Source organism: Oribacterium sp. oral taxon 102, assembly GCF_013394775.1.
Lineage (GTDB): Bacteria > Bacillota > Clostridia > Lachnospirales > Lachnospiraceae > Oribacterium.
This window is the reverse complement of the sequence record NZ_JABXYT010000001.1, coordinates 72,401-95,152: the sequence shown is the minus strand read 5'-3', so window position 1 is coordinate 95,152 and position 22,752 is coordinate 72,401. Positions and strand designations below refer to the sequence as shown.

Sequence of the window (22,752 nt, the reverse complement as noted above, 5' to 3'; positions counted from 1 at the left end):
TCGCGATTCCTGAACAATTGTTAAAAAGCATATTGCAGAAAGGACGGTATTTTATGAGAAGAGCAGGAAAGAAATCTCTGATTGGCGGACTTCTTGCGTTATCCCTTATCCTCACGGGAACCGGCTATGCATACTGGACGGATACGCTGCATGTCACGACGAAGGCAACGACCGGTGATTTCGGCGTAACCTTTGTCGACCTCGGGCTGTATGCACAGTACGACAACGAGACCCTGCAGGGCGGCTGGAGTATCGTGGACGGGATCGGAGACAGCGGTTATGTGGATGATCACTTCTTTATGAGAGGGACAAGCGACTATAACAAGATCGCAAAGGACGGCTCCATTGATGCCTATAAGGTGCGCCAGAAGGGCTACAACAATATAGATTTCGATGCCGAGCTCGAGGATGCGGAGCTGATTCCGAGGACGATCGGGCCGTACAATAAGGCGACGACATTGGGCAGTGATACGATCAAGCTTGAGATCAATGAAATGTATCCCGGCTATGCGCAGGCATTCCGTGCGGATCTCCTGAACGTAGGCAGCATTGCGGCGAAGCTCAGCACCATGAAGTTTACGGTTGAGGGAGTAGATAATACCTTTGTTGCAAATGATACGGTGAAGAATATGCTGGGAATCGCGCTGTACATGCATCAGGAGCTGATTCCGGGAAGCAGCGCGGAGCCGAGCGTGTTTAAGCTCACCAAGGCGTTGTCGCAGAATGATGAGGACTATTTCACAGTGGGCAAGGTACATTTCATGAGACTGTCCGCACTGGAAAAGCTGGATCCGGCTGTCGTCAAAGCAGCAATTGAAAATGCGACCATCCTCTGCAGCCCGACGGAAAACAGAATGGATGTCCTGATCGGCGTAGCAATGGATCCGGATGCGACCGGAAAGTATACGACAGGTACTACGGAGCTTATGGCGGATAATAAGGATGCGGACAGCCAGAAGAAGGGCGCTTCCGTGACAATCGACTTCCTTTGGGATCAGTTCAATGAAGGAAAGGATGCCGGAAATCCGAATTATCTTGTTTACCAGAACAAGTAAACGGCGGTCGATCAGCATATCGCGAAGGGAATCAGATGACATATCATTCGTAAAAGGAATGACTGACAAAAGCATACAGAGAATGCCCTCCGATGTCGCTTAGTGTGTGAGAAAAGGAGCCGGTTCGATAGGATGCTTCTATCGGGCCGGCTTCTTAATGCTGCTTTCATAATATATGCCATAATGGGAAGCATTTCCCCGTATTGCATTCCCTTCGGATGTTTTCTATAATACGAGGGCAAAGGACAATGAACAGAGAAAACAGACAGAGGAAAATAAACGGAGAAAGAGGGGGAAGGGATGCTGCAGGGCTTCTTTAATTACGAAAATCCGGTTTGGCGCTTCATCGGGAGGCTTGCCGACATTATGCTGCTGAACCTGCTGTGGGTCGTATGCAGCCTGCCGGTCTTCACGCTCGGCGCTTCGACAACGGCGCTCTATTACTGCACGCTGAAGATCGTGCGGGACGAGGATGACGGGAATGTCCGGATGTTTTTTCGGAGCTTCCGGCTGAATTTCCGGCAGGCGACGCTGATCTGGCTTGCGATGCTGCTGGCGGGCTCCATACTCTCTATCGATTTCTATTTCTTCGGCAGGATCATGGAGGGGAGCGATATGCTCCGCTTCGTGCTGCGCGCCGTTACGCTTGCAATTCTGCTGCTTTGGCTTCTTCTCTTTCTCTATGTATGGCCGGTGCTGGCGCGCTTCGACAATTCGATCCGCCGCACCGTGACGAACGCGATCTATATGTCTATAACGCATCTCGGCAGCACGCTTGCGATGCTCGTGACGGACGCGGTGCTCGTGCTCGCCGCGTATTTCAGCCTTTTCTATCTCCCGATCCTCGTTCCGGTGCTGCTGCTTCTCGGCTTTCCGGCGATCGCATGGGTCAATTCAACGATGTTCGAGCACATTTTCCGGAGGTATATGCCGGAGGAAGAACAGCCATAGTTTGTTCATAGTTTATTTCAAAAATGTTTACAGCCTACACACACTTTGTTCACGCCTGTTTTTTATAGTATGGACAGGATAACAAATGAGAGTTATCCGAGCGAATAAGATTTTTTTCATAATACTCGGGCAGGGGTCGCAGGATCCCTGCCCTCCTCCCTTTTCCGGGAATTTTTCCGAAAGATTGAAGATGAATATAGCTTGAATTCAGAAATGCTCCATTCCCGGCTGATTACAGATACCGTCGGGGCAGAGCGCCCACAGGCATTGGAATCGCCCCGCTGCCATGCTATAATCTGGGGCAGAACGACAATGAGCTGAGGGGTGTATTATGAAGCAGAAACTTGCCAACTATATTTCGGAGCTGCTGGTGCGGAACGGCATCACGCAGAATTTCACCGTGACCGGCGGCGGTGCGATGCACCTGAACGACGCGTTCGGACACCAGATGGGGATGCACTGCCTTTACCAGCATCATGAGCAGGCGTGCGCCATGGCGGCGGAGAGCTATGCGCGGATCTATAATCGCCCCGCATTGGTCTGCGTGACCTCGGGGCCGGGCGGCACCAATGCGATTACCGGCGTGCTGGGGGCGTGGCTGGATTCCCTGCCGATGCTGGTGCTGAGCGGGCAGGTGCGTTATGACAATACCGCGCGCTGGTCGGGCGTAGGTATCCGTGCGATGGGGGATCAGGAGTTCGATATTACGAGGGCGACCGGCTGTATGGCGAAGTATTCGGAGATGCTGATCGACCCGTACCGCGTGCGCTTCGTACTGGAGAAGGCGCTCTATCTCTCGCAGACGGGGCGTCCGGGACCGGTCTGGATCGACATTCCGGTAGATGTACAGGGAAGCTATATCGAGACGGAGGAGCTGATCGGCTTCGACCGGGAGGGCTATGAGGCGGGCGGTGACGGCTGGGCAGCGCCTGGCGGGCACTGCATCCCGGAGGACAGTGCGCTTTCCGGCAGAGAGAGACTTCCTGAGAACGACCCGGAGGCGCTTCGCAGCTATGCGCGGAAAATCCTTCAGAAGCTGCGGGAGAGCCGGAGACCGGTTTTCTATACCGGAAACGGCATCCGGATCGCCGGCGCGGAGGCGCGCTTCCTCCGCGTGATGAAGCGGCTGAACATCCCTGTCGTAGTCGGCTGGAACGCGCCGGATGTGATCCCGACCGAGGAGCCGCTCTATGCGGGGCGCCCGGGCGGACGCGGAGACCGTCCGGGCAATCTCACGGTGCAGAATGCGGATCTCGTGTTCAGCATCGGCTCCCGCCTGAATATCCGGCAGGTAGGGTACAACTTCCGGGAATGGGCGCGGGACGCCTTTGTCATTGTCAATGATATTGATGCGGAGGAGCTGCGGAAGCCGTCCGTACATGCGGATCTCCGCATCCATGCCGATGCCGCGGCGCTGCTGGACGCCCTGCTTATGGAGCTGGATGTGCAGGGGATAGAGCGGCTTTTCGACGGCGGGGAAGGGATGCTCCTTTCGGATGCAGAGCAGATTTGTCATTTCCCGGAAGCGGAGCGTGTACTGCGTGAGCATCGGGTACGGGATGCAGAGCGCGGCGTGCGGGAGGCGCGGCTGAGCTGGCTGGAGACCGCCGCCTTTTACCGGGAGAATTACCCTACCGTGCTTCCGGAGCATTTCCTGCCCGGGAAGGAGCGCGGAGAAGCAGCGAATGTCTATGCTGCGGTGGACATTCTGTCCCGGCTTGCCGGAGAGGGACAGATCACCGTGGTCGGGAACGGCAGTGCCTGCGTCGCGGGCGGACAGGCATATCGTATCCGGCGGGGCACGCGCTTCATCAGCCAGGACGGTGTCGCGTCCATGGGCTATGATCTCCCGGCGGCGATCGGTGCGTGCGTGGCGGTCTTCGGCCCGGACGGGCGGGAGGCGGAGGAGAACGGCAGGCGGAATCTGTATTGGAAGGGCAGAAAGGAGCAGTATCCGGATTACGCGAAGCATGATATCCTGCTGCTGACCGGCGACGGCTCGCTCCAGATGAATCTGCAGGAGCTCCAGACCATTATCCATCATCGGATGCCGATCAAGATTTTTGTGATTAACAACGGCGGCTATCATTCCATCCGGCAGACCCAGAGCAGCTTCTTCGGTGCACCGCTGGTCGGGATCGGTGTGGATTCCGGCATAGACGGTGTCTGCGACCTGAGCTTCCCGGATCTCGAGAAGCTCGCTTGTGCCTATGGCTATCCCTTCGTGCGCGTTTCGTGCAATGAAGCGCTCGCCGAGGCTTTTGAAAGGACGCTCGCGGAGGAAGGACCGGCGATCTGCGAGATCATGGTGAGCCTCAGCCAGCAGTTCCTGCCGAAGTCTGCGGCGCGGAAGCTGCCGGACGGCTCGCTGCAGAGTCCGCCGCTGGAGGATATGGCTCCCTTTCTGCCGAAAGAGGAGCTTAGGCGGCTGATGCTCGGGCGATGCAGCAGAGTGCGGGATTGATTCTGCGTAACCGTTCAGGGAAGCAGAGCTTCAGGGAAACACGGATGAAATCGGAAAAGGCGCACGCCCATGGCACTTGGTTCATGGATAAATCAGCGTTTCCTCCGTTCCTTTTCGGGTGAACTGCAAATGGCTTACCGGAACGGCTGCGATTGTGTGCTACGGAGGGAAAAGAACGGAGAAGGGGAACAGAATGCGGGATGTGGCTCCGGAAGGGGCGCGGCGCATTCTGTAGAGCGCGGCAAGGGAGGAGAAAATCGGAAATGCGAATCGTCATCAGCGGAGTCAGCAGTTTTCTGGGGAGAGCTTCGGCAGAGGCGCTCCTCGCCCGAGGACATCATGTCATCGGCATCGTGCGTCCGGGGAGCCGCAATACAGCGGGACTGCAGGATGCGGGGCTTCGGGCGCTGCGGCTCGTGCGCTTCGATTTCGACACGCTGCCGACGGCAGAGGAGGGGCGGTACCGCGCCGCTCTTTCCGAGGCGATGGGAAGGGACGCGCAGACAGCCGTGATCGACGGCTGGATCCACTTCGCGTGGGACGGCGTCGGCTCTGCGGGGCGGCAGGATCCGGAGATACAGACTCGAAATGTCGAAAATGCGAAAAAGGCGTATCGGATGGCGGAGCTTCTCGGCGCGGGGAAATTTCTTTTCGCGGGTTCGCAGGCGGAGTACGGGAACGGTACGAAGTCTGCTCCGCAGCCGGTCAGCGCGTATGGCAGTGCGAAGCTCCGCTTCGGCGAGTGGGCGGCGGCGGAGAGTCGGAAGCAGGGGACGATGGCGTTTCTGCACCTCCGGATCTATTCCGTGTACGGCTACGGGGATCATCCGACGACGCTGACGAATACTCTGAGCCGTGCCTGCCTTTCCGGGGACGGGTTTGCGCTGGGACCCTGCACGCAGCGCTGGAATTATCTGGAGATTCGGGATTTCGCTGCGGCACTCTGCCTCCTCACGGAACAGACGGCGGCAGGAAACGGGATCTATGACATAGCAGGAGAGAGTACGAAGCCGCTTCGAGACTATGTGCTGGAGGGGGCGGAGACACTGCTGTCCGCGGGAGACAGCGCGGCAGGCGCGGGCTTCCGGCTCCACTTCGGTGTCCGCCGGGACAATGCCGAGGGTACGGCCGGGATGGATCCGGACATCCGGAGGCTTTCCGCGCTTGGCTTCCGGCAGCAGATTTCCTTCCGGGAGGGAATGCTGGAGCTTCGGAGGAGGATACTGGAGGAGCAGGGCTGATTCAGACAGCCTCTCCGAGGCGGCAGCTCTCTCACGGCCCCGTTACATAAGCGTATTCCGTAACGGATTCCGCATACGGGCTTTATGAAGACCACAATATAGCAGGTCGAAGAAGAGGGATAGGGGAAACATGACGGAAAATGAAAAAGACAGAAGAGACAAGCGCTGCATTGCCTGCGGCGGGGCGCTTCATAGTCTCGGTACATTTCATGATATGCCGGCAAGCGCGCAGGAGCTCCCGACGGAGGAGCTGCTTTCGGAGGAGAGGGGGATTGATCTTCCGCTCTGCCAGTGCCATTCCTGCGGGCTGGTACAGTTTCCGGTGGAGCCCGTGTCCTACTATAAGGACGTGATCCGTGCGGGCGGCGGGACAAAAACCATGATACGGCTTCGGCATGAGGAATATCTGCGTCTCCTCACAGAGCTGGAAAAGCAGGGGCTAAGGCATCCGCGAATTCTGGAGGTCGGCTGCGGACGCGGGGAATTTCTCGAAATGTGGAAGAGCCTTTGGGAGACGGACGGCATCGAGCGGGGAGAGGCCGGGACAGAGCATGCGGAGGCGGAAGAGAGAAATGCAGTGCATATTCGCCGTATCCGTCCGGTGCTCTTCGGCATTGAGCACAGCGCGGCACTGGCGCGCGAGGCGCAGGCGAAGGGGCTTCAGGTCTTTCGGGACTTCGCAGAGGGAGAGAAGCTGCTTCCGGAGGCGCCCTTTGATGCCTTCGTGCAGTTTAATTTCCTTGAGCATCAGCCGAAGCCGCTCGATATGCTGCGGACGATCCGTCGGAATTTGCGCGACGGGGGGCTGGGGCTTCTGACGGTGCCGAGCTTCGAGTATATCCTGCAGCATGACGGCTATTATGAGCTCCTGCGGGATCATATCGCGAATTATACCGAGGAAACCCTGCAGGCGCTTTTGCAGGAGGCGGGCTTCGAGCTTCTGTCCTCCCGGATCGTGAACCGGGATACGATAGAGGCAATCGTGCGGAAGGCAGAGCCGGAAACGCTCAGTAAGCTCTGCTTCTCCGGCGCGTTGCTGGATATCTCGCCGCTGCTCGAGAACTATGAGATGCTCCGGCAGGATATTCGGGGATATTTGGACGGACTCGGCCGAGAGGGAAAGCGGCTCGCGATCTGGGGAGCGAGCCATCAGGGCTTCACGCTCGCAGCAAGCACAGAGCTCGGCGGACGGGTGAGCTATATCATCGATTCGGCGCGTTTCAAGCAGGGACGCTTCGCGCCTGCCTCCCATATCCCGATCGTTTCTCCGGAGCATTTCTTCACGGAGCCGGTGGAGGAGATCCTGATCGTCGCACCCGGCTATACAGACGAGATCGCCGACATTATCCGGGCACGCTATGGGGGGCAGGTGGGGATTCTCGCGCTCCGCGGGAAGCGCATCACCCGCTATGGGGAGAATCATCCATAATCTGCTTCCGTAAAGGGAAAAGATGTTGTCTCATTTCCCTCGGCAGGGGGTTGCCGTATCACTCTTATCCGAGGACGGATTCTTGTGTGATTTTTGCTTTACGTAAGCTTGAAATCAGAGAAAAATTCATGGTCCTAAAATAATAGATGGGGCTGTGAAAAAACGAAGACCAGAGCCCATGTATCGTGCGATGCATTTGCGGTTCGAGTCGCGATATGCGGCGGGGGCTTCCTGTTTTTTCACAGCCCCGTCTTTCGTCTTCGATAAAGCTGGATTTATAATATTTTAAGCAGGGAGAGGGTGCAAAGGAGAGTATTGCTGAGAGCTCTGAAGAAGAGATGAAGGATAAAGAAAAAGAAGCCGATATAAAGTCATGTTGCTTCGGACAGAATAGGAGGATAGCACCAAAGAGCTGTCATTTCAGTTTGCTTTCTGATAAAATAAATTTATATGAATGTATTATCGTAGCATTTTATGGAGAGGAGAAGGTATGAGAGCCTTCGTACTGAAAGCCCGGGGAGAGCTCGGCTGGGTCGAGAAGGATGAGCCGGTACTAAGGGATGCGCATGGGGTGCTGCTTCGTCCGCTGCTGGTTTCGCCATGCACGAGCGATGTTCACACCATCTGGCAGGGCTCGCCGAAGAGAACGGAGCTGACGCTGGGGCATGAGTGCGTCGCGGAGGTGGTCAAGGCAGGGAACGAGGTGCGGGACTTCCGCGTAGGAGAGACCGTGGCGGTGTCCGCCATCACACCGGACTGGTCGCAGCCGGACGTAGAGGAGAACTATGCCCACGCCGGACATAACTTCTCCGGACACCTGCTCGGGAAGTCCATTGACGGCGCGTTTCAGGAGCGCTTCTACCTGCCCTATGCGGATCGGAACCTCGCGCACATTCCCGAGGGACTTACGCTAGAGGACGCGCTTATCTGCGTGGATGTGATGCAGACCGGCTTCACCGCTGCGGAGGAGGCGGAGATCCGGGCGGGGCAGACCGTGGCAGTGATGGGCATCGGTGCGATCGGCCTCGCGGCGATTCTCGCCGCGAGGCTCCGCGGGGCACGGCAGATCTTCGCGATTGGCTCCCGGGCTGAAAATGCTGCGCTGGCGGAGTCCATGGGAACGCCGGGCTGCGCGGTCACGGTGCTGGATTACCGGAGTGCTGCGGCAGCGCTTCCGCCGACGATGCATCCGCTTTCGAACTCGACCGGCGCCGCGTTCGTGAACGAGATACTGCAAAGAACGAACGGCAGGGGCGCAGACGCCGTGCTTGTCTGCGGCGGCAGCGAGCTTGCGCTCGCACAGGCGGCGGATATGGTGAAGTATGGGACGGGCATCATTTCCAATGTGATGTACTTCGGCGCGGATCCGGAGCTCGAGGCATGGCAGCAGGAGCATCAAAGAGTCCGGCTTCTTCGGGACGGGGGGGAGGACGCAACGCTTTCTATACGAGACTATGCAGCGGTGGATGCGATCCTTCTCCCGAAGTTCTCGATGGGGCGGGGAATGGCGGGGAAGACCCTGAAATTCTCGCTTTCGAGGGGAGGCAGGGCGCATCTTGAGCAGGTGATGGCTTCGGTGCGCGCTGCCGGCATACAGCCGGGAAAGCTGATTACGAGACGCTATCAGGGGCTCGACAAAATAGAACGTGCGATTTATGATATGAAGGATCGCAAGGCGATCAAGATCGCGGTAAAGGTAGGAGAACGGAATTGAAAAAAACCATCAGTATCGTAGTGCCATGCTATAACGAGGAGGAAAACGTCATTCCGATGGCGGATGCGCTCCGGAAGATCTTCCGGGAAAGCCTCCCTGCCTATCACTACGAGATCATCTTCATCGACAATGACTCGAAGGACAGGACGAGGGAGCGGCTCCGGCAGCTCTGCGAGGCGGATCGCGGCATTAAAGCGATTTTCAATGCGAAGAACTTCGGACAATTCAACAGCCCGTACTATGCGATGCTTCAGTCGACGGGAGACGCGACCATACTAATGGCAGCGGATTTTCAGGATCCGGTAGAGATGATTCCGCGCTTTGTTTCCGCATGGGAGGCAGGCAGCAAGATCGCGATCGGGGTGAAGACGCATTCCAATGAGTCGAAGCTGATGTACCGGCTTCGCGGGCTCTACTACCGCTTCATCAGGCGGATGTCCTCTGTGGATCAGATCAGCCAGTTTACCGGCTTTGGGCTCTATGACAAGGCGTTCATCAATGTGATGCGGAACCTTGACGACCCGACACCCTTCCTCCGCGGGATCGTGGCGGAGCTGGGCTATCGGCGTACCGAGATCCCCTATACCCAGCCGCGCCGCCGCGCCGGTGTCACCCATAATAATTTCTATACGCTCTATGATGCGGCGATGCTCAGCTTCACGAGCTATACGAAGGTGGGGCTCCGGACGGCGGTCTTTTTCGGCGCGGTATGCAGCGCGCTCAGTATGCTGATCGGGCTGCTCTATCTCATCATGAAGCTGATCTGGTGGGATCGTTTCCCTGCGGGCATGGCGCCGATGCTGATCGGGATGCTTTTCCTCGGATCGGTGCAGATTTTCTTCATAGGGCTGCTCGGAGAGTACATTCTCTCCATCAATCAGAGGGTAATGAAGCGCCCGCTCGTCGTGGAGGAGGAGCGGCTGAACTTCGGGGATGCGCCGAAATACAGAGGGGTAAAGGAAGTAGAGGAATGAGAACAAAGCTGGATATCGCGCTGGTTCGGGAGGGGAAGCTGAACCTGCAGGGCTGGGCATTCGGAAAGGATCCGGAGCGGGAGGTCGGCTACCGCGTCACAGACCGGAAAGGGCAGGAGATCGAGGGAACGACGATCGAGAGCGTCCGCCGGGATTCCGTGGCGTCCGCCTTTTTCCCGGACTATGAGAAGCAGACAGGGCATCCGCTCCGCAGGGAGCTCGGCTTCGATATCAATGTGCCGTACCGCTTCGGAAGCGGGGAGAGCTGCATTCTGGAGATCTCGGCAGACGGACGGACGCGCAGGCTGCGGTTCGATGATAAGCGGATCGAAAGCTTCAATTCTCATGCGCACAAGAAGAGAGAGAAGCTGCTGGCGCTGCTGAACCCGGAGACGGTCGAGGTTGCATGGGACTGTCTCCGTGAGAGCGGGCCGCGGGTGCTGTTCAGGAAGGCGATTCACAGACTGCGGGGAATTTCGGAGGACTACGACTATAACGAGTGGTACAAAAAGACCCGTTGCACGGAGGAGACGTTACAGCAGCGGGAGACGCGCTTTCCGAGCATGCCGCGCTTCGCAGTCGTGATTCCGGTCTACCGTACGCCGGAGAAGTTCCTCCGCAGGATGCTGGAGTCGCTTCGTGCCCAGACCTATTCGAATTTTGAGGTGCTGGCCGCGGATGCCTCACAGTATGAGGGGCTGGTCTGGGAGAAGAACCTGGGGAAGCTCCCGCGGGAGGTGCTCGCGGAGTATCAGGCCAGAGATCCGCGCTTTCGCTTCGAGATCCTCGCGAAGAATCTGGGAATCTCCGAGAATACGAACGCAGCGATCCGCCTCTGTTCTCCGGAGACGGATTTCGTCGTGCTGGCGGATCATGACGACGAGCTCGCGCCGGAGGCGCTGTTTCAGTGCGCGAAAAAGATCAATGAACACCCGGATGCGAAGCTGATCTATACGGATGAGGACAAGATCGACTTCGAGTCCGCCTATCTCTTCGAGCCGCACTTCAAGACAGACTACAACCCGGATCTGCTTCGTTCCGTGAACTATATCACCCATCTTTTCGTGGTGGAGCGGGCGCTTTTGGAGAGCATTTCAGAGCCGGATCCGGAGAGCGGCAAGCGGATCTATGAGCGGAAGGAGTATGACGGCGCGCAGGATTATGACCTGATCCTCCGTGCCTGCGAGGCGGCAGACCGTATCGCGGAGGAGCAGCAGGCGCGCAGCGGACTCTCTGCGGCGGACGAGCGGCTGCTTCGGGAGGGGCGCTTCACCTCCCGGAACATCCTTCATATTCCGATGGCGCTGTATCACTGGCGTTCGCATCAGCTTTCTACCGCGGCGAATCCGGAGGCGAAGCTCTATGCCTTTTCGGCGGGAGAGCGTGCGATCACGGCGCATTGCCGGCGGCTCGGACTGCCGGTAAGGCGGGTGGAGAAGGGAATCACCTACGGCTTCTATCATACGCAGTATGAGATCGCGCGGACGGAGCAGGGCGTGGAGCCGCTTGTTTCCGTCATTATCCCGAATAAGGATCACAGCGCGGATCTGGATCTCGCGATCCGCTCCCTGATGAAGGGGGACTATCAGAATCTCGAGTTCATCGTTGTGGAGAACAATTCCGAGAAGCCGGAGACCTTTTCGTATTATGAGGAGATACAGCGGGAATTTCCGAGCCCGTTCACGGATACCGCTTCGCTCCCGGACGGAGAGAGCCCGGCAGAGCGGCCGCCCGTCTTCATGGGAAAGCTCGCCCGTCCCGCAGTCAGGGTGGTTCACTGGAAGCGGGAGTTCAACTATTCCTCGATCAACAATTTCGGCGTCCGCTTCACGCATGGCAGATATCTGCTCTTTCTGAACAATGATATCGAGCTGATCCGAGAGGATTCGCTGCGGGAAATGCTGCAATTTGTACAGCGGGAGGATGTCGGCATCTGCGGCGCACGCCTGCTCTATCCGGACGGCGTGATTCAGCACGGCGGGGTCGTGATGGGCTTCGGCGGCATTGCGGGCGCCGCCTTCATCGGCATTCACGACAAGGAGAATACCTATATGCACCGCGCGAAGTGCATTCAGGATTATTCCGCGGTGACAGCCGCCTGTCTGCTCTCGAAGCGGGAGAGCTTCGACGCGGTTTCGGGCTTCACGGAGGAGCTTGCAGTCGCCTTCAATGATGTGGACTACTGCATGAAAGTACGCGCGCTGGGGCAGAAGGTAGTCTACAATCCTTACGCGCTCTTCTTCCACTATGAATCGAAGTCCCGAGGGCTGGAGGATACGCCGGAAAAGGTGGCGCGCTTCAACCGGGAGATCATCGCACTCGCGCGGCGCTGGCCGGAGATCCTTCGCGAGGGAGACCCCTATTACAATCCGAACCTGACGCTTCGGAAGTCGAACTTCGTGCTCCGGGATCTGACGAAGGAGAAGCCGGGCGAGCCCTTCCCATTGGAGATCCTGAAGGGGATCGTCTGACAGAGGGAGAGACAGGACTCCGCAGATGATTCGGCGGGGGGAATTTACCGGAGCCTTTCGCCGGAATCATGATGAGCGGAGTGCTATGCTTTGACAGAGGTAGAGAAGAGGAAAGCTATGATAAAAAAAATGATTTCGTGGAACGTGAACGGGCTTCGCGCCGTGCTGGGAAAGAACTTCATGGAGGACTTCCGGGCATTGGATGCGGATATTTTCTGCCTGCAGGAGACGAAGCTGTCCGCGGGGCAGCTGGAGCTGCCGCTTCCGGGCTATCATCAGTACTGGAACTACGCAGAGAAGAGGGGCTATTCCGGGACAGCGCTCTTCACGAAGGAGGAGCCGCTTTCCGTGCGTTTCGGCATCGGCATTGAGGAGCATGACAGGGAGGGGCGCGTCATTACCGCGGAGTTTCCTGACTGCTATGTGCTCACGGTCTATGTGCCGAACTCTCAGAATGAGCTGAAGCGGCTCCCGTACCGGATGGAATGGGAGGACGCGTGGCGGGGCTATATCCTCGGGCTGGAGAAGGAGAAGCCGGTGATCTACTGCGGAGACCTCAATGTCGCACATGAGGAGATTGATCTGAAGAATCCGGCGACGAATCACAACAGCGCCGGCTTCTCGGACGAGGAGCGTGCGAAGTTCTCGCAGCTTCTGGACAGCGGATATGTGGATTCCTTCCGGCATTTCCATCCCGAGGCGGAGGAATACAGCTGGTGGAGCTACCGCACGAAGGCGAGAGAGCGGAATGTAGGCTGGAGAATCGACTACTTTGTGGTTTCCGAGAAGCTTCGGGAAAATATGCGTGCCGCGTGTATCCACCAGGAGGTGATGGGCTCGGATCATTGTCCGGTTGAGCTGGAAATCGAGGTGTAGTGGTATGTGCGGAGGATTGGTTTCCGGGGGAATCGCGATTCTGAAAAAAGGAGAGGGCAGACTGCTCAAGTCCGGCGGTGCATGGATCTTCGACAATGAGATCGCACGGACGGAGGGGGCGTTTGAGAACGGGGATATCCTGACGGTGCAGGATTTCGACGGCTTCTTTCTGGGCTACGGCTTCTACAATGCGGCATCGAAGATCCGTATCCGGATGCTCTCACGCCGGACGAGGGAGCCGATTACAGAAGCGTTTTTCCGTGAGCGGCTGCGGGCGGCGTGGGCGTATCGCAGGGAGGTCGTGGACATTTCCTCCTGCCGGGTCGTATTCGGAGAGGCGGACTGGCTCCCGGGGCTGGTGATTGACAAGTATGAGGACGTGCTGGTGGTAGAATCGCTTGCACTCGGCATCGACAGGCTGAAGCCGATGCTGGTATCTGAGCTGCGGGAGATTCTCATGGAGGACGGGATACAGATCCGCGGCGTTTATGAGAGGAGCGATGCGCCGGTTCGGCGGAAGGAGGGGATGGAGCCGTACAAGGGCTTCCTCGGGGCTCCCTTCGATACGAGAGTGGAGATTACGGAGAACGGTGTGCGCTATCTGGTCGATATCGAGAACGGACAGAAGACCGGCTTCTTCCTCGACCAGAAGTGCAACCGGCTCGCGATTCAGCGGCTCGCGAAGGGCAGGCGGGTGCTTGACTGCTTCACGCACATGGGAACCTTCGCGCTCAATGCGGGGCTTGCCGGTGCGAGTGAGGTGACCGGACTGGATATCTCGCCGCTGGCGATCGCGGAGGCAGAGGAGAACGCGAGGCGAAACGGACTGGCAGACCGTGTGCATTTCCGGCAGGCGGATGTGCTGGATGAGCTTCCGAGGCTGGTCGCCGCCGGTGAGCAGTACGATATGGTGATTCTCGATCCGCCGGCGTTCACCAAATCGCGGGAGGCGACGAGGCAGGCGGTCAACGGGTACCGGGAGATCAATATCCGGGGGCTTCGGCTCGTCCGGGACGGCGGGATCCTCGCAACCTGCTCCTGCTCGCATTTTATGACGGAGGCGCTGTTCCGGAGGACCATCGCAGAGGCGGCGCGGAGCGCACACAAGCGGCTCCGGCAGATTGCGTTCCGCACCCAGTGCGCCGACCATCCGATTCTCTGGAGCGGAGACGAGAACTCCTATTATCTGAAATTCTTCATTTTTCAGGCAGTAGACGAGAAGTAAGGGGGAAGCAGTGATTTTAAAATGTGACACACATACGCATACGCTGTATTCTCGGCACGCGTATTCTACGATACAGGAGAATGTGGCAGCGGCGAGGGAGCGGGGAATGGAGCTGCTCGCGACGACGGATCACTTTTCTCCCATGCTCTTCGCGAGACCGGAGGATCCGCGGAACTATCAGTATCTTTCGACCCAGTATGAGATTCCGGAGGAGTGGATGGGCGTCCGGCTCCTGAAGGGCTGCGAGGCGGATATCGTGGACATGGAGGGGCATCTCTTCGGCTATGACATTCCGATCGAGCGGATCATCACCGGAGATCCTCTGCCGGAGCGGGAGAGAGGGAGCCTGCTGGAGCGTACGACACGGAAGCTCGACTATATCATCGCCTCCGTGCACGGCAGGGAATTTGCAAAAAATGCGGGCAGGGCAGCGTGCACCGAGCTCTATCTCCGGGCGCTGGAGCAGCCGAAGGTCTTTATCCTCGGGCATATCGGGCGTTCCGGCCTCCCGGTCGAGCTGGATCCGATTCTACTCCTTGCGAAGGAGAAGCATAAGCTGGTGGAAATCAATGAGCATTCCCTCGGCGGCGGAGAGGAGGTGGAGTCCCGCTGCCGTGAGATCGCGATCCGCTGCGCGGAGCTGGATGTTCCGATTTCTGTTTCGACAGACGCGCATATCTCCTGCGATATCGGACGCTTCGAGCACGTGCCCTCGATGCTTCGGGAGATTCATTTCCCGGAGGAGCTGATAGCCAGCCGGGACAAGGAGAGCTTCCTCGCGATGCTGGAGCGCTCCGGTGCTGCAGGCAGGATGAGTCCTGCGTGAGGCGTACCGCCGCAGTTTCCTGATGGAAACTGCGGAACTCTCGCATTGCTGTAGAGGGGCAGCACAAGCGATTGCGCTGAACCGCGCAAAGCGCTTCCCGCCAGAGGGGCAGTACAGCCCTTCAAGCTGTGCGAAACCCTCGCCAGGGAGGCACTGTGGGAGAAGTCCTGCGGCAAACCGCGTGGCTCCCCGGTCTTTGACCGGCGGCAGGGCAGGAACAGGAGGAGGGAGAGAAAAAATGGCAAATGATTTCTCGAAGGGCTCGGTTCGGCGTGCGATCCTGATGCAGTCGGGACCCTTGCTGATCGCGCAGCTGATCCAGCTCCTGTACAATGTCGTAGACCGTGTCTATATCGGGCGGATCCCCGGGGTGCAGGGGGCGGCGCTGACCGGTGTCGGGATCGTCTTTCCGGTGATTTCCCTGATTACCGCCTTCACCGATTGGTTCGGCGTCGGCGGCGCACCGCTTTTCTCTATCGCGAGAGGCGCGGGAGACCGGGAGAGGGCGCGCAGGCTGCTGGGGACGACGGCATGGCTTCTTCTCTGGGGTTCAATCCTCATTACGCTGCTCGGCATCCTCTTTGTGCAGCCGATTCTCTACCTCTTCGGCGCTTCGGACGCGACCTATCCCTATGCGGCGGACTATCTCCGGATCTACATTCTCGGGACAGTTTTCTTCATGTGCAGCTCGGGACTGAACTACTTTATCAATGCGCAGGGCTTCCCGAAATTCGGAATGATGACGACCCTGCTGGGCGCGGCACTGAATATCGTGCTGGATCCGATTCTGATCTTCGGCATGGGCTGGGGCGTGCGGGGCGCGGCAATCGCGACGGTGCTTTCCCAGACGGTATCCGCGGTCTGGGTATTCCGCTTTCTGCTCTCGGGCAGGGCAGATTACCGGCTGGAGTGCACCCTGATTCGGGGGGATCGGCGGCTCCTTCGGGAGATCCTGACACTGGGCTTCTCCGGCTTCATCATGAAAGCGACGAACAGCCTCGTGCAGGTTGTCTGCAACGTGCAGCTCCGCCGCTTCGGCGGGGATCTCTACGTCGGCATCATTACAATCATCAACTCAATCCGCTCCATCATTGAGCTTCCGCTGATGACAGTGACGCATGGCTCACAGCCGGTGCTTGCCTACCAGTACGGTGCAAAAAGCTTCCGGCGGCTCCGGCAGGGCATCGCCTTTCAGTTCCTCTGCGGCATCCTCTATTCTCTCCTGGTGTGGCTTGCGGTGCTGCTCTTCCCTCGCTTTTTCGTGGGGATCTTCACGAATAGCACAGAGATGCTTACGCATGGCGTTGAGGCGGTACGGATCTACTTCGCGAGCTTCATCTTCATGGTCGGGCAGTCCGGTTCACAGACGGTGTTTGTCTCTCTCGGAAAGTCCAGACGGGCGATCTTTTTTTCCATGCTCCGGAAGGTCGTCATTGTCGTGCCGCTGACACTGCTGCTTCCGTGTTTCATGGGCGTGAACGGCGTCTTCGCGGCGGAGCCGGTTTCGAACCTGCTCGGCGGCAGCGCTGCTTTTCTTACGATGTATTTCACTGTCTACCGGAAGCTCCCGAGGGCAGAGGGACAGATGGAGCATCGTATTTAAAAAATTCCTCTTTGATGCTATACTATAAAGCAGATCAAAGCATATCACATACGATATGATGAGGGAGAGACAGAGTGCTTGGACTGGAGAAATCGGGAGACAGCTATATATTTCGGGTAGTCAGTGATGCGGAGGAGCTGTTCCTGAATCTTTACAGGGGAGCGAGACGGATACGACAGCTTCGCTTCCCGCCGGAGGAACGGATCGGGGATGTCTGGACGCTGCGGGTGTCGGAGAAGCTTACGGGACTTTCCTATGCCTATGAGGCGGACGGCAGAGCCTTTTCCGATCCGAACGGCTTCGCATTTACAGGCCGTCGGCATTTCGGCAGGCTGCGGGACGGTACGAGGCTCCTCAGGACACCGATCGGTGCTTCGCCTCCGGAGGAGACGGAGGAGTGGCAGCGGGATCGGGCGCTGCAAACGCCGTATGAGGACAGCATTATTTACCGCATCCATGTCCGAGGCTTCACACAGGATCGCTCCTCCGGTGTCGGACAGGGAAAGAGGGGGAGCTTCGCCGGTATCCTCGAGAAGCTGCCCTATCTCCGGGAGCTCGGCGTGACGGCGCTGGAGCTGCTGCCTCCCTATGAGTTTAATGAGGTCATGCTCCCGCATTTTGCGGAGGAACCCGCAGAGGGCGAGCGGCAGGCGCTCCTTCGGCCTACGGGACAGATCAATTACTGGGGCTTCACGGAGGATGCGCTGCGGATCGCGCCGAAGGCATCCTACGTCAGCGCGGGCGGCAGTCCGCAGGAGGAATTCCGGACTCTGGTACAGACCCTGCATCGGAATGGAATCGAGCTGATCGTGGATCTGTACTTCACAGAGGATACGCTTCCGAGCTACATTCACACGGTACTGCGCTGCTGGCGGACGGCGTATCATGTGGATGGCGTTCATCTGATCGGCAGCGCGCCGTATGCGGAGCTCGCGCGAGATCCGTATCTGCGCCGCTTCAAGCTCTGGGCAGACCGCTGGGACAGTCCGCCGGACGGGCAGAGCCGCCATTTCCTCGCGGAGTACAATGATGGCTTCCAGAATGAGATGCGGCGTGTGCTGAAGGGGGATGAGAACATGCTTCCGACCCTGATGGGACGTCTGCGCGGATGTACAGCGGGCGCGGCGGCGATCCGGTACATGGCGAACGAGGAGGGCTTCACGCTTTGGGATCTCCTGAGCTATGACCGTAAGCATAATGAGAAAAACGGCGAGGGAAACCGAGACGGAACCGACTACAACTTCTCCTGGAACTGCGGGGAGGAGGGGAGGAGCCGGAGGAAGAGCGTGAAGCTGCTCCGACGGAAGATGCTTCGTAATGCACTGCTGCTGCTCTTCCTCTCGCAGGGCACGCCGCTCCTCAATGCGGGAGACGAGTTCGGCAGGACGAAGAACGGCAACAACAATTCCTATTGTCAGGACAACGGGACGAGCTGGCTTAATTGGCGGCTGCTGGAGAAGAACCGGGAGCTCTTCGAGTTTACGAAGGCACTGATCCGTTTCCGTAAGGCGCATCGGGTGTTTCATCAGAGAGAGCCGCTCCGGGGACTGGACTATCGGAGCCGGGGCATACCGGATATCAGCTTCCACGGGGAAAACGCGTGGAGAGTGGATCTCGAGCATTATCGACGGGAGCTCGGGGTGATGTATGCCGGGGGCTATGCAGAGGACGAGAGCTTTCTGGTTCTCTACAATTTTCACTGGGAGGATCATTCCTTCCGTCTGCCGCATCCGCTCCCGGAGACGCGGTGGCGCGTGGTAATTGACACGGAGGAGGAGAGGGGGATCTCTTCGGACGGCGCGCTGCGGGAAATTACGGACGGCGTGTGTGTGGTTCGGGCGAGAAGCATCGTCGTGATTCAGGCAGTCTCCGAGCCGGTGCAGAGGAAGGGCAGGACAAGACGGAGGAAGCAGGGGAATACAGGAGGTAGGGTATGAATGAGAGTTTGTATGAGCTGATGAACTGGGCGGACGTGGAGGAGCTCAGCTATGCCGAGTCTACGCATCCGAAGCGGATACTGGGGCCTCATCTCCTGCCGGAGGGACTGCTGCTGCAGTGCTATCTCCCGACGGCGAAGGCGATCACAGTGAAGCTTTCCGGGAAGTGCTATCCGATGGAGCTGATGGACGAGGGCGGCTTCTTCGCGCTGCTTCTCCCGGCGAAGCGGAGCTGGGAAAAGAGGCTGCCGAGGTATACGCTGGAGATCACCTATGACAATGACAGTACGGTCGAGACGGAGGATCCTTACTTCTTCGATTCCATTTACACGGGGGAGGATCTCCGGAAGTTCGCAGCGGGTATTCATTACCGTATCTATGAGAAAATGGGGGCGCAGCCGATGGTGCGGGACGGCGTAGAGGGTGTGAACTTCTCCGTTTGGGCACCGAATGCGATGCGGGTCTCCGTGGTGGGAGACTTCAATCTCTGGGACGGACGGCGGCATCAGATGGAGAAGCTGGGAGACAGCGGAATTTTCGAGCTTTTTATCCCGCATCTCCCGGTCGGCTCGCTCTACAAGTTTGAGCTCCGGCGTCCGGGGCGGGAGCCGTTTCTGAAGACGGATCCCTACGGCTATGCCTTTGAGCTTCGGCCGAATACTGCGGCACTGGTTTCCGGGCACGATTTCGACTGGGGCGACGGGGAATGGCAGGAGAAAAAGGCAGCAGGCGGGCAGAAGGAGCACCCGATGTCGGTCTACGAGCTGCACCTCGGCTCCTTCGCGCGGAAGAGCGCTTTCGTTGATGAGGACGGCAGCAGTGTCAACGGCTCGGAATTCTATAATTACCGGGAGCTGGCAGAGAAGCTCTGCAATTATGTAAAAAAGGAGGGCTATACCCATGTGGAGCTGATGCCGGTGATGGAGCATCCTTTGGATCAGTCCTGGGGCTATCAGGTCTCCGGCTATTACGCACCGACCTCCCGCTACGGCTCTCCGGAGGACTTCATGTACTTCGTAGATTACCTGCATCGTGCCGGGATCGGGGTGATCCTCGATTGGGTGCCGGCGCATTTCCCGCGGGACAGCTGGGGACTTGCCGACTTCGACGGGACAGCGCTCTACGAGAATCCGGATCCGCTCCGGGGTACGCATCCGCACTGGGGCACGCTGATCTTCCACTACGCGCGCTACGAGGTCAGCAACTTCCTGATCGCGAATGCGTTCTACTGGGCAGAGCGCTTCCACGCAGACGGGATCCGCATGGACGCGGTCGCTTCCATGCTCTATCTCGACTATGGCAGGCAGGGCGGGGAAGCATCCAGAAATATTTACGGCGGCAATGAAAACCTTGAGGCGGTAGAATTCCTGAAGCACCTGAACAGTCAGTTCCGAAAGGCGTTTCCGGGAACGCTCCTGATCGCGGAGGAGTCGACGGCATGGCCGAATGTCACCGGCTCGGTGGAGTCGGATGGGCTGGGCTTCGACCTGAAGTGGAACATGGGCTGGATGAACGATTTCCTTTCCTATATGGAGACAGACCCGTTTTTCCGGAAGGGCAGCTACAGTAAGCTGACCTTCTCCATGCTCTATAACTATTCTGAGGATTTCATGCTGGTATTCTCCCATGATGAGGTCGTCCACGGAAAGCGGAGCCTTTTGGGAAAGATGCCGGGCAGTACCTTCGAGGAGAAGGCGCAGAATCTGCGGGCGGCATACGGGTATTTCTACGGGCATCCGGGCAAGAAGCTGCTGTTTATGGGACAGGACTTCGGACAATATGACGAGTGGAACGAGGGACAGGAGCTGGAGTGGAACCTCCTCGAATATCCGGTGCATAAGGGCATCCAGAGCTATGTGCGGGATCTGAATGTGCTTTATCGCGAGAGTCCCGCACTGTCGCGGCTGGATTACTACCCGGACGGCTTTGAGTGGATCAACTGCTCCTATCCGGAGCTTTCGCTGCTGTTCTTCCTGCGGGAGACCGACCATCCCTCCGAGACGATTCTGGTGGTTTCCAACTTTGACAATATCACGCATGAGAAGTTCCGGATCGGGGTTCCGTTCCCGTGCAGGGTGAAGGCGCTGCTGTCCTCCGATGACAGGAAATACGGCGGCGCAGGCATCGTACGGAAGACAGAGCGCAGGTCGGAGAAGCGGGAATGGGACGAGCGGGAATACAGCGTCGCGTTGGATATCCCGGCGATGTCCACGGTCTTCTACCGTCTCACGGAGCTGTCGGAGGAGGAGCGGAAGCCGGCAGCGGGGAGCCGCGGCAGAAGGGAAGTAAAAGCCGCGAAGCCGGCAGCGGGTAACCGCAGCGGAAAGGCAGCAAAAGCTGCGAAACCGAAAACGACGAGAAAGAAAAGCAAATAAGGAAAAAATGTGGATTCAGGAGAAATGAGTATGAAACAGGCAGGAATTCTTCTTCCGGTATTTTCTCTTCCGGGCAGGTACGGGGTAGGAACGCTGGGAAAGGCGGCATTTGACTTTGTAGATTTCTTATCGGAGACAGGGAATCGGATCTGGCAGATCCTCCCGATGGGACCGACGGGCTTCGGAAATTCTCCGTATCAGGCATTCTCGGCATTCGCGGGCAATCCGTACTTCATCGACCTCGAGACACTGGTTTCGGAGGGGCTGCTGGCTTCGGAGGAGCTTGCAGCGCTTGACTTCGGAGAGGACAGCGAGAGAGTGGATTATGGGAAGCTGTATGCGGCGAAGTTTGCCGCGCTGCGCCGTGCCTATGCGGGCTGGCGGAAGGCAGGGAATACGCCGAAGGAGGCGCTCCGGAGCATTCCGGCGGAGACGCAGAGCTACTGCGTTTTCATGGCGATCAAGGAAAGCCTCGGCGGCGCGAGCTGGGATGTCTGGCCGGAAGCGCTGCGGGACAGGCAGGAGAGGGCGGTGGCAGCGTTTATGGAGGCGCAGGAGGAGGAAATCGGCTTCTTCGCCTTTTTGCAGCTGAAATTTCAGGAGCAGTGGAAGAGGCTTCGGGCGTATGCGGGAGCGAGAGATATCCGCATCTTAGGCGATATCCCGATCTACTGTGCGCCGGACAGTGCAGATGTCTGGGCACATCGGGAGCTGTTCCAGTATGACAATCTCGGTCATCCGAAGTCGGTCGCGGGCGTGCCGCCGGACGCGTTTTCCGCGACCGGACAGCTCTGGGGCAATCCGCTCTATGACTGGAGGGCGCACGAGAAGAGCGGCTTCCGCTGGTGGCTGGATCGGATGGACTACTGCCTCGGGCTCTACGACGAGCTGCGGGTCGATCATTTTCGCGGCTTCGAGGCATACTATGCCATACCGTACGGGGAGGAAACTGCGGAGAACGGGAAATGGGTGAAGGGTCCGGGAATGGCGCTGTTTGAGGCGATGTATTCCCACTTTGGCACGGAAAAGCTGCCGATTGTTGCAGAGGATCTGGGAGTCATCACGGAAGAGGTCGTGGAGCTGATGGAGCAAACCGGCTTTCCGGGAATGAAGGTGCTGCAATTCGCCTGGGACAGCGGCGCCGGAAATACCTATCTCCCGCACAACTTCACGACGCCGAACTGCATCTGCTACACCGGCACGCATGACAACGATACGCTCCGCCATTGGTTCGACACTCTTCCGGACTGGCAGAGGGATTATATTTACCGCTACACCTCTCGCTCCGGCAACGACTGGAAATTCATGCCAGAGCTGCTGATCAAGCGCGCGATGGCATCCATCGCGGATACTGTGATCGTTCCGGCGGCAGACTATCTGGACAAGGGCGGCGAGGCGCGGATCAACGCGCCGGGCGAGGGCGTCGGAAACTGGCAGTGGAGGCTGGAGGAGAACGCCTTCTCGCAGGAGAAGAAGCGCGTGATCGCGGAGATCCTCGGCACCTACGGCAGGTACCATAGGACAGAGCCGCCCGCGACGGAGGAAACTGTTGCGGAGGAGAAAAAGGGGGAGAGCGTCGAGGGGTAGGCGGCATAGCAAGCCGCATTCGAA

General features: G+C 58.3%; 15 protein-coding genes. All 15 read left to right on the top strand.

Annotated elements, in window-relative coordinates:
• Positions 1–53: 53 nt before the first annotated feature.
• The 15 genes from HW273_RS00415 (at position 54) to malQ (ending at position 22,728) form a co-directional block, all read left to right on the top strand.
• Positions 54–1,055 carry a hypothetical protein gene (locus tag HW273_RS00415; RefSeq protein ID WP_179009724.1) on the top strand — a complete coding sequence of 334 codons (1,002 nt, stop codon included), beginning with the start codon at positions 54–56 and terminating at the stop codon, positions 1,053–1,055.
• Positions 1,056–1,355: 300 nt separating this feature from the next.
• Positions 1,356–2,006, top strand: coding sequence for a YesL family protein (locus HW273_RS00410; protein ID WP_179009723.1), 651 nt, complete (start codon positions 1,356–1,358; stop codon positions 2,004–2,006).
• A gap of 331 nt (positions 2,007–2,337) precedes the next feature.
• On the top strand, positions 2,338–4,470 hold the full coding sequence (locus HW273_RS00405; RefSeq protein ID WP_179009721.1) for a thiamine pyrophosphate-binding protein: 2,133 nt from the start codon (positions 2,338–2,340) through the stop codon (positions 4,468–4,470).
• 263 nt (positions 4,471–4,733) lie between these two features.
• On the top strand, positions 4,734–5,711 hold the full coding sequence (locus tag HW273_RS00400) for an NAD-dependent epimerase/dehydratase family protein (protein ID WP_179009719.1): 978 nt from the start codon (positions 4,734–4,736) through the stop codon (positions 5,709–5,711).
• A 130-nt stretch (positions 5,712–5,841) separates the two neighbouring features.
• The gene (locus tag HW273_RS00395) at positions 5,842–7,140 is read left to right on the top strand and encodes a class I SAM-dependent methyltransferase (protein WP_179009717.1); all 1,299 of its coding nucleotides are present in this window, start codon (positions 5,842–5,844) and stop codon (positions 7,138–7,140) included.
• A gap of 490 nt (positions 7,141–7,630) precedes the next feature.
• Positions 7,631–8,854: an alcohol dehydrogenase catalytic domain-containing protein gene (locus tag HW273_RS00390; RefSeq protein ID WP_179009715.1), complete on the top strand. Its 1,224-nt coding sequence runs from the start codon at positions 7,631–7,633 to the stop codon at positions 8,852–8,854.
• The gene (locus tag HW273_RS00385) at positions 8,851–9,828 is read left to right on the top strand and encodes a glycosyltransferase family 2 protein (protein ID WP_179009713.1); all 978 of its coding nucleotides are present in this window, start codon (positions 8,851–8,853) and stop codon (positions 9,826–9,828) included. The genes HW273_RS00390 and HW273_RS00385 overlap by 4 nt, the downstream gene beginning before the upstream one ends.
• A complete protein-coding gene (locus tag HW273_RS00380; protein WP_179009711.1) occupies positions 9,825–12,299 on the top strand; it encodes a glycosyltransferase family 2 protein in 2,475 nt (824 codons plus the stop codon). Before HW273_RS00385 ends, HW273_RS00380 begins: the two co-directional genes overlap by 4 nt.
• Positions 12,300–12,419: 120 nt before the next feature.
• Positions 12,420–13,175: an exodeoxyribonuclease III gene (locus HW273_RS00375; RefSeq protein WP_179012353.1), complete on the top strand. Its 756-nt coding sequence runs from the start codon at positions 12,420–12,422 to the stop codon at positions 13,173–13,175.
• Positions 13,176–13,179: 4 nt separating this feature from the next.
• A complete protein-coding gene (locus HW273_RS00370) occupies positions 13,180–14,400 on the top strand; it encodes a class I SAM-dependent rRNA methyltransferase (protein ID WP_179009709.1) in 1,221 nt (406 codons plus the stop codon).
• A gap of 10 nt (positions 14,401–14,410) precedes the next feature.
• Entirely contained in the window at positions 14,411–15,226 is an 816-nt protein-coding gene (locus HW273_RS00365) for a phosphatase (protein WP_179009707.1), read from the top strand.
• A 238-nt stretch (positions 15,227–15,464) separates the two neighbouring features.
• Entirely contained in the window at positions 15,465–16,829 is a 1,365-nt protein-coding gene (locus HW273_RS00360; RefSeq protein ID WP_179009705.1) for an MATE family efflux transporter, read from the top strand.
• Positions 16,830–16,903: 74 nt separating this feature from the next.
• The gene (locus HW273_RS00355; RefSeq protein ID WP_179009703.1) at positions 16,904–18,766 is read left to right on the top strand and encodes an alpha-amylase family glycosyl hydrolase; all 1,863 of its coding nucleotides are present in this window, start codon (positions 16,904–16,906) and stop codon (positions 18,764–18,766) included.
• Positions 18,763–21,141 carry a 1,4-alpha-glucan branching protein GlgB gene (gene glgB, locus HW273_RS00350; protein ID WP_179009701.1) on the top strand — a complete coding sequence of 793 codons (2,379 nt, stop codon included), beginning with the start codon at positions 18,763–18,765 and terminating at the stop codon, positions 21,139–21,141. The genes HW273_RS00355 and glgB overlap by 4 nt, the downstream gene beginning before the upstream one ends.
• A gap of 30 nt (positions 21,142–21,171) precedes the next feature.
• Positions 21,172–22,728 carry a 4-alpha-glucanotransferase gene (malQ, locus tag HW273_RS00345; protein ID WP_179009699.1) on the top strand — a complete coding sequence of 519 codons (1,557 nt, stop codon included), beginning with the start codon at positions 21,172–21,174 and terminating at the stop codon, positions 22,726–22,728.
• Positions 22,729–22,752: the final 24 nt, after the last annotated feature.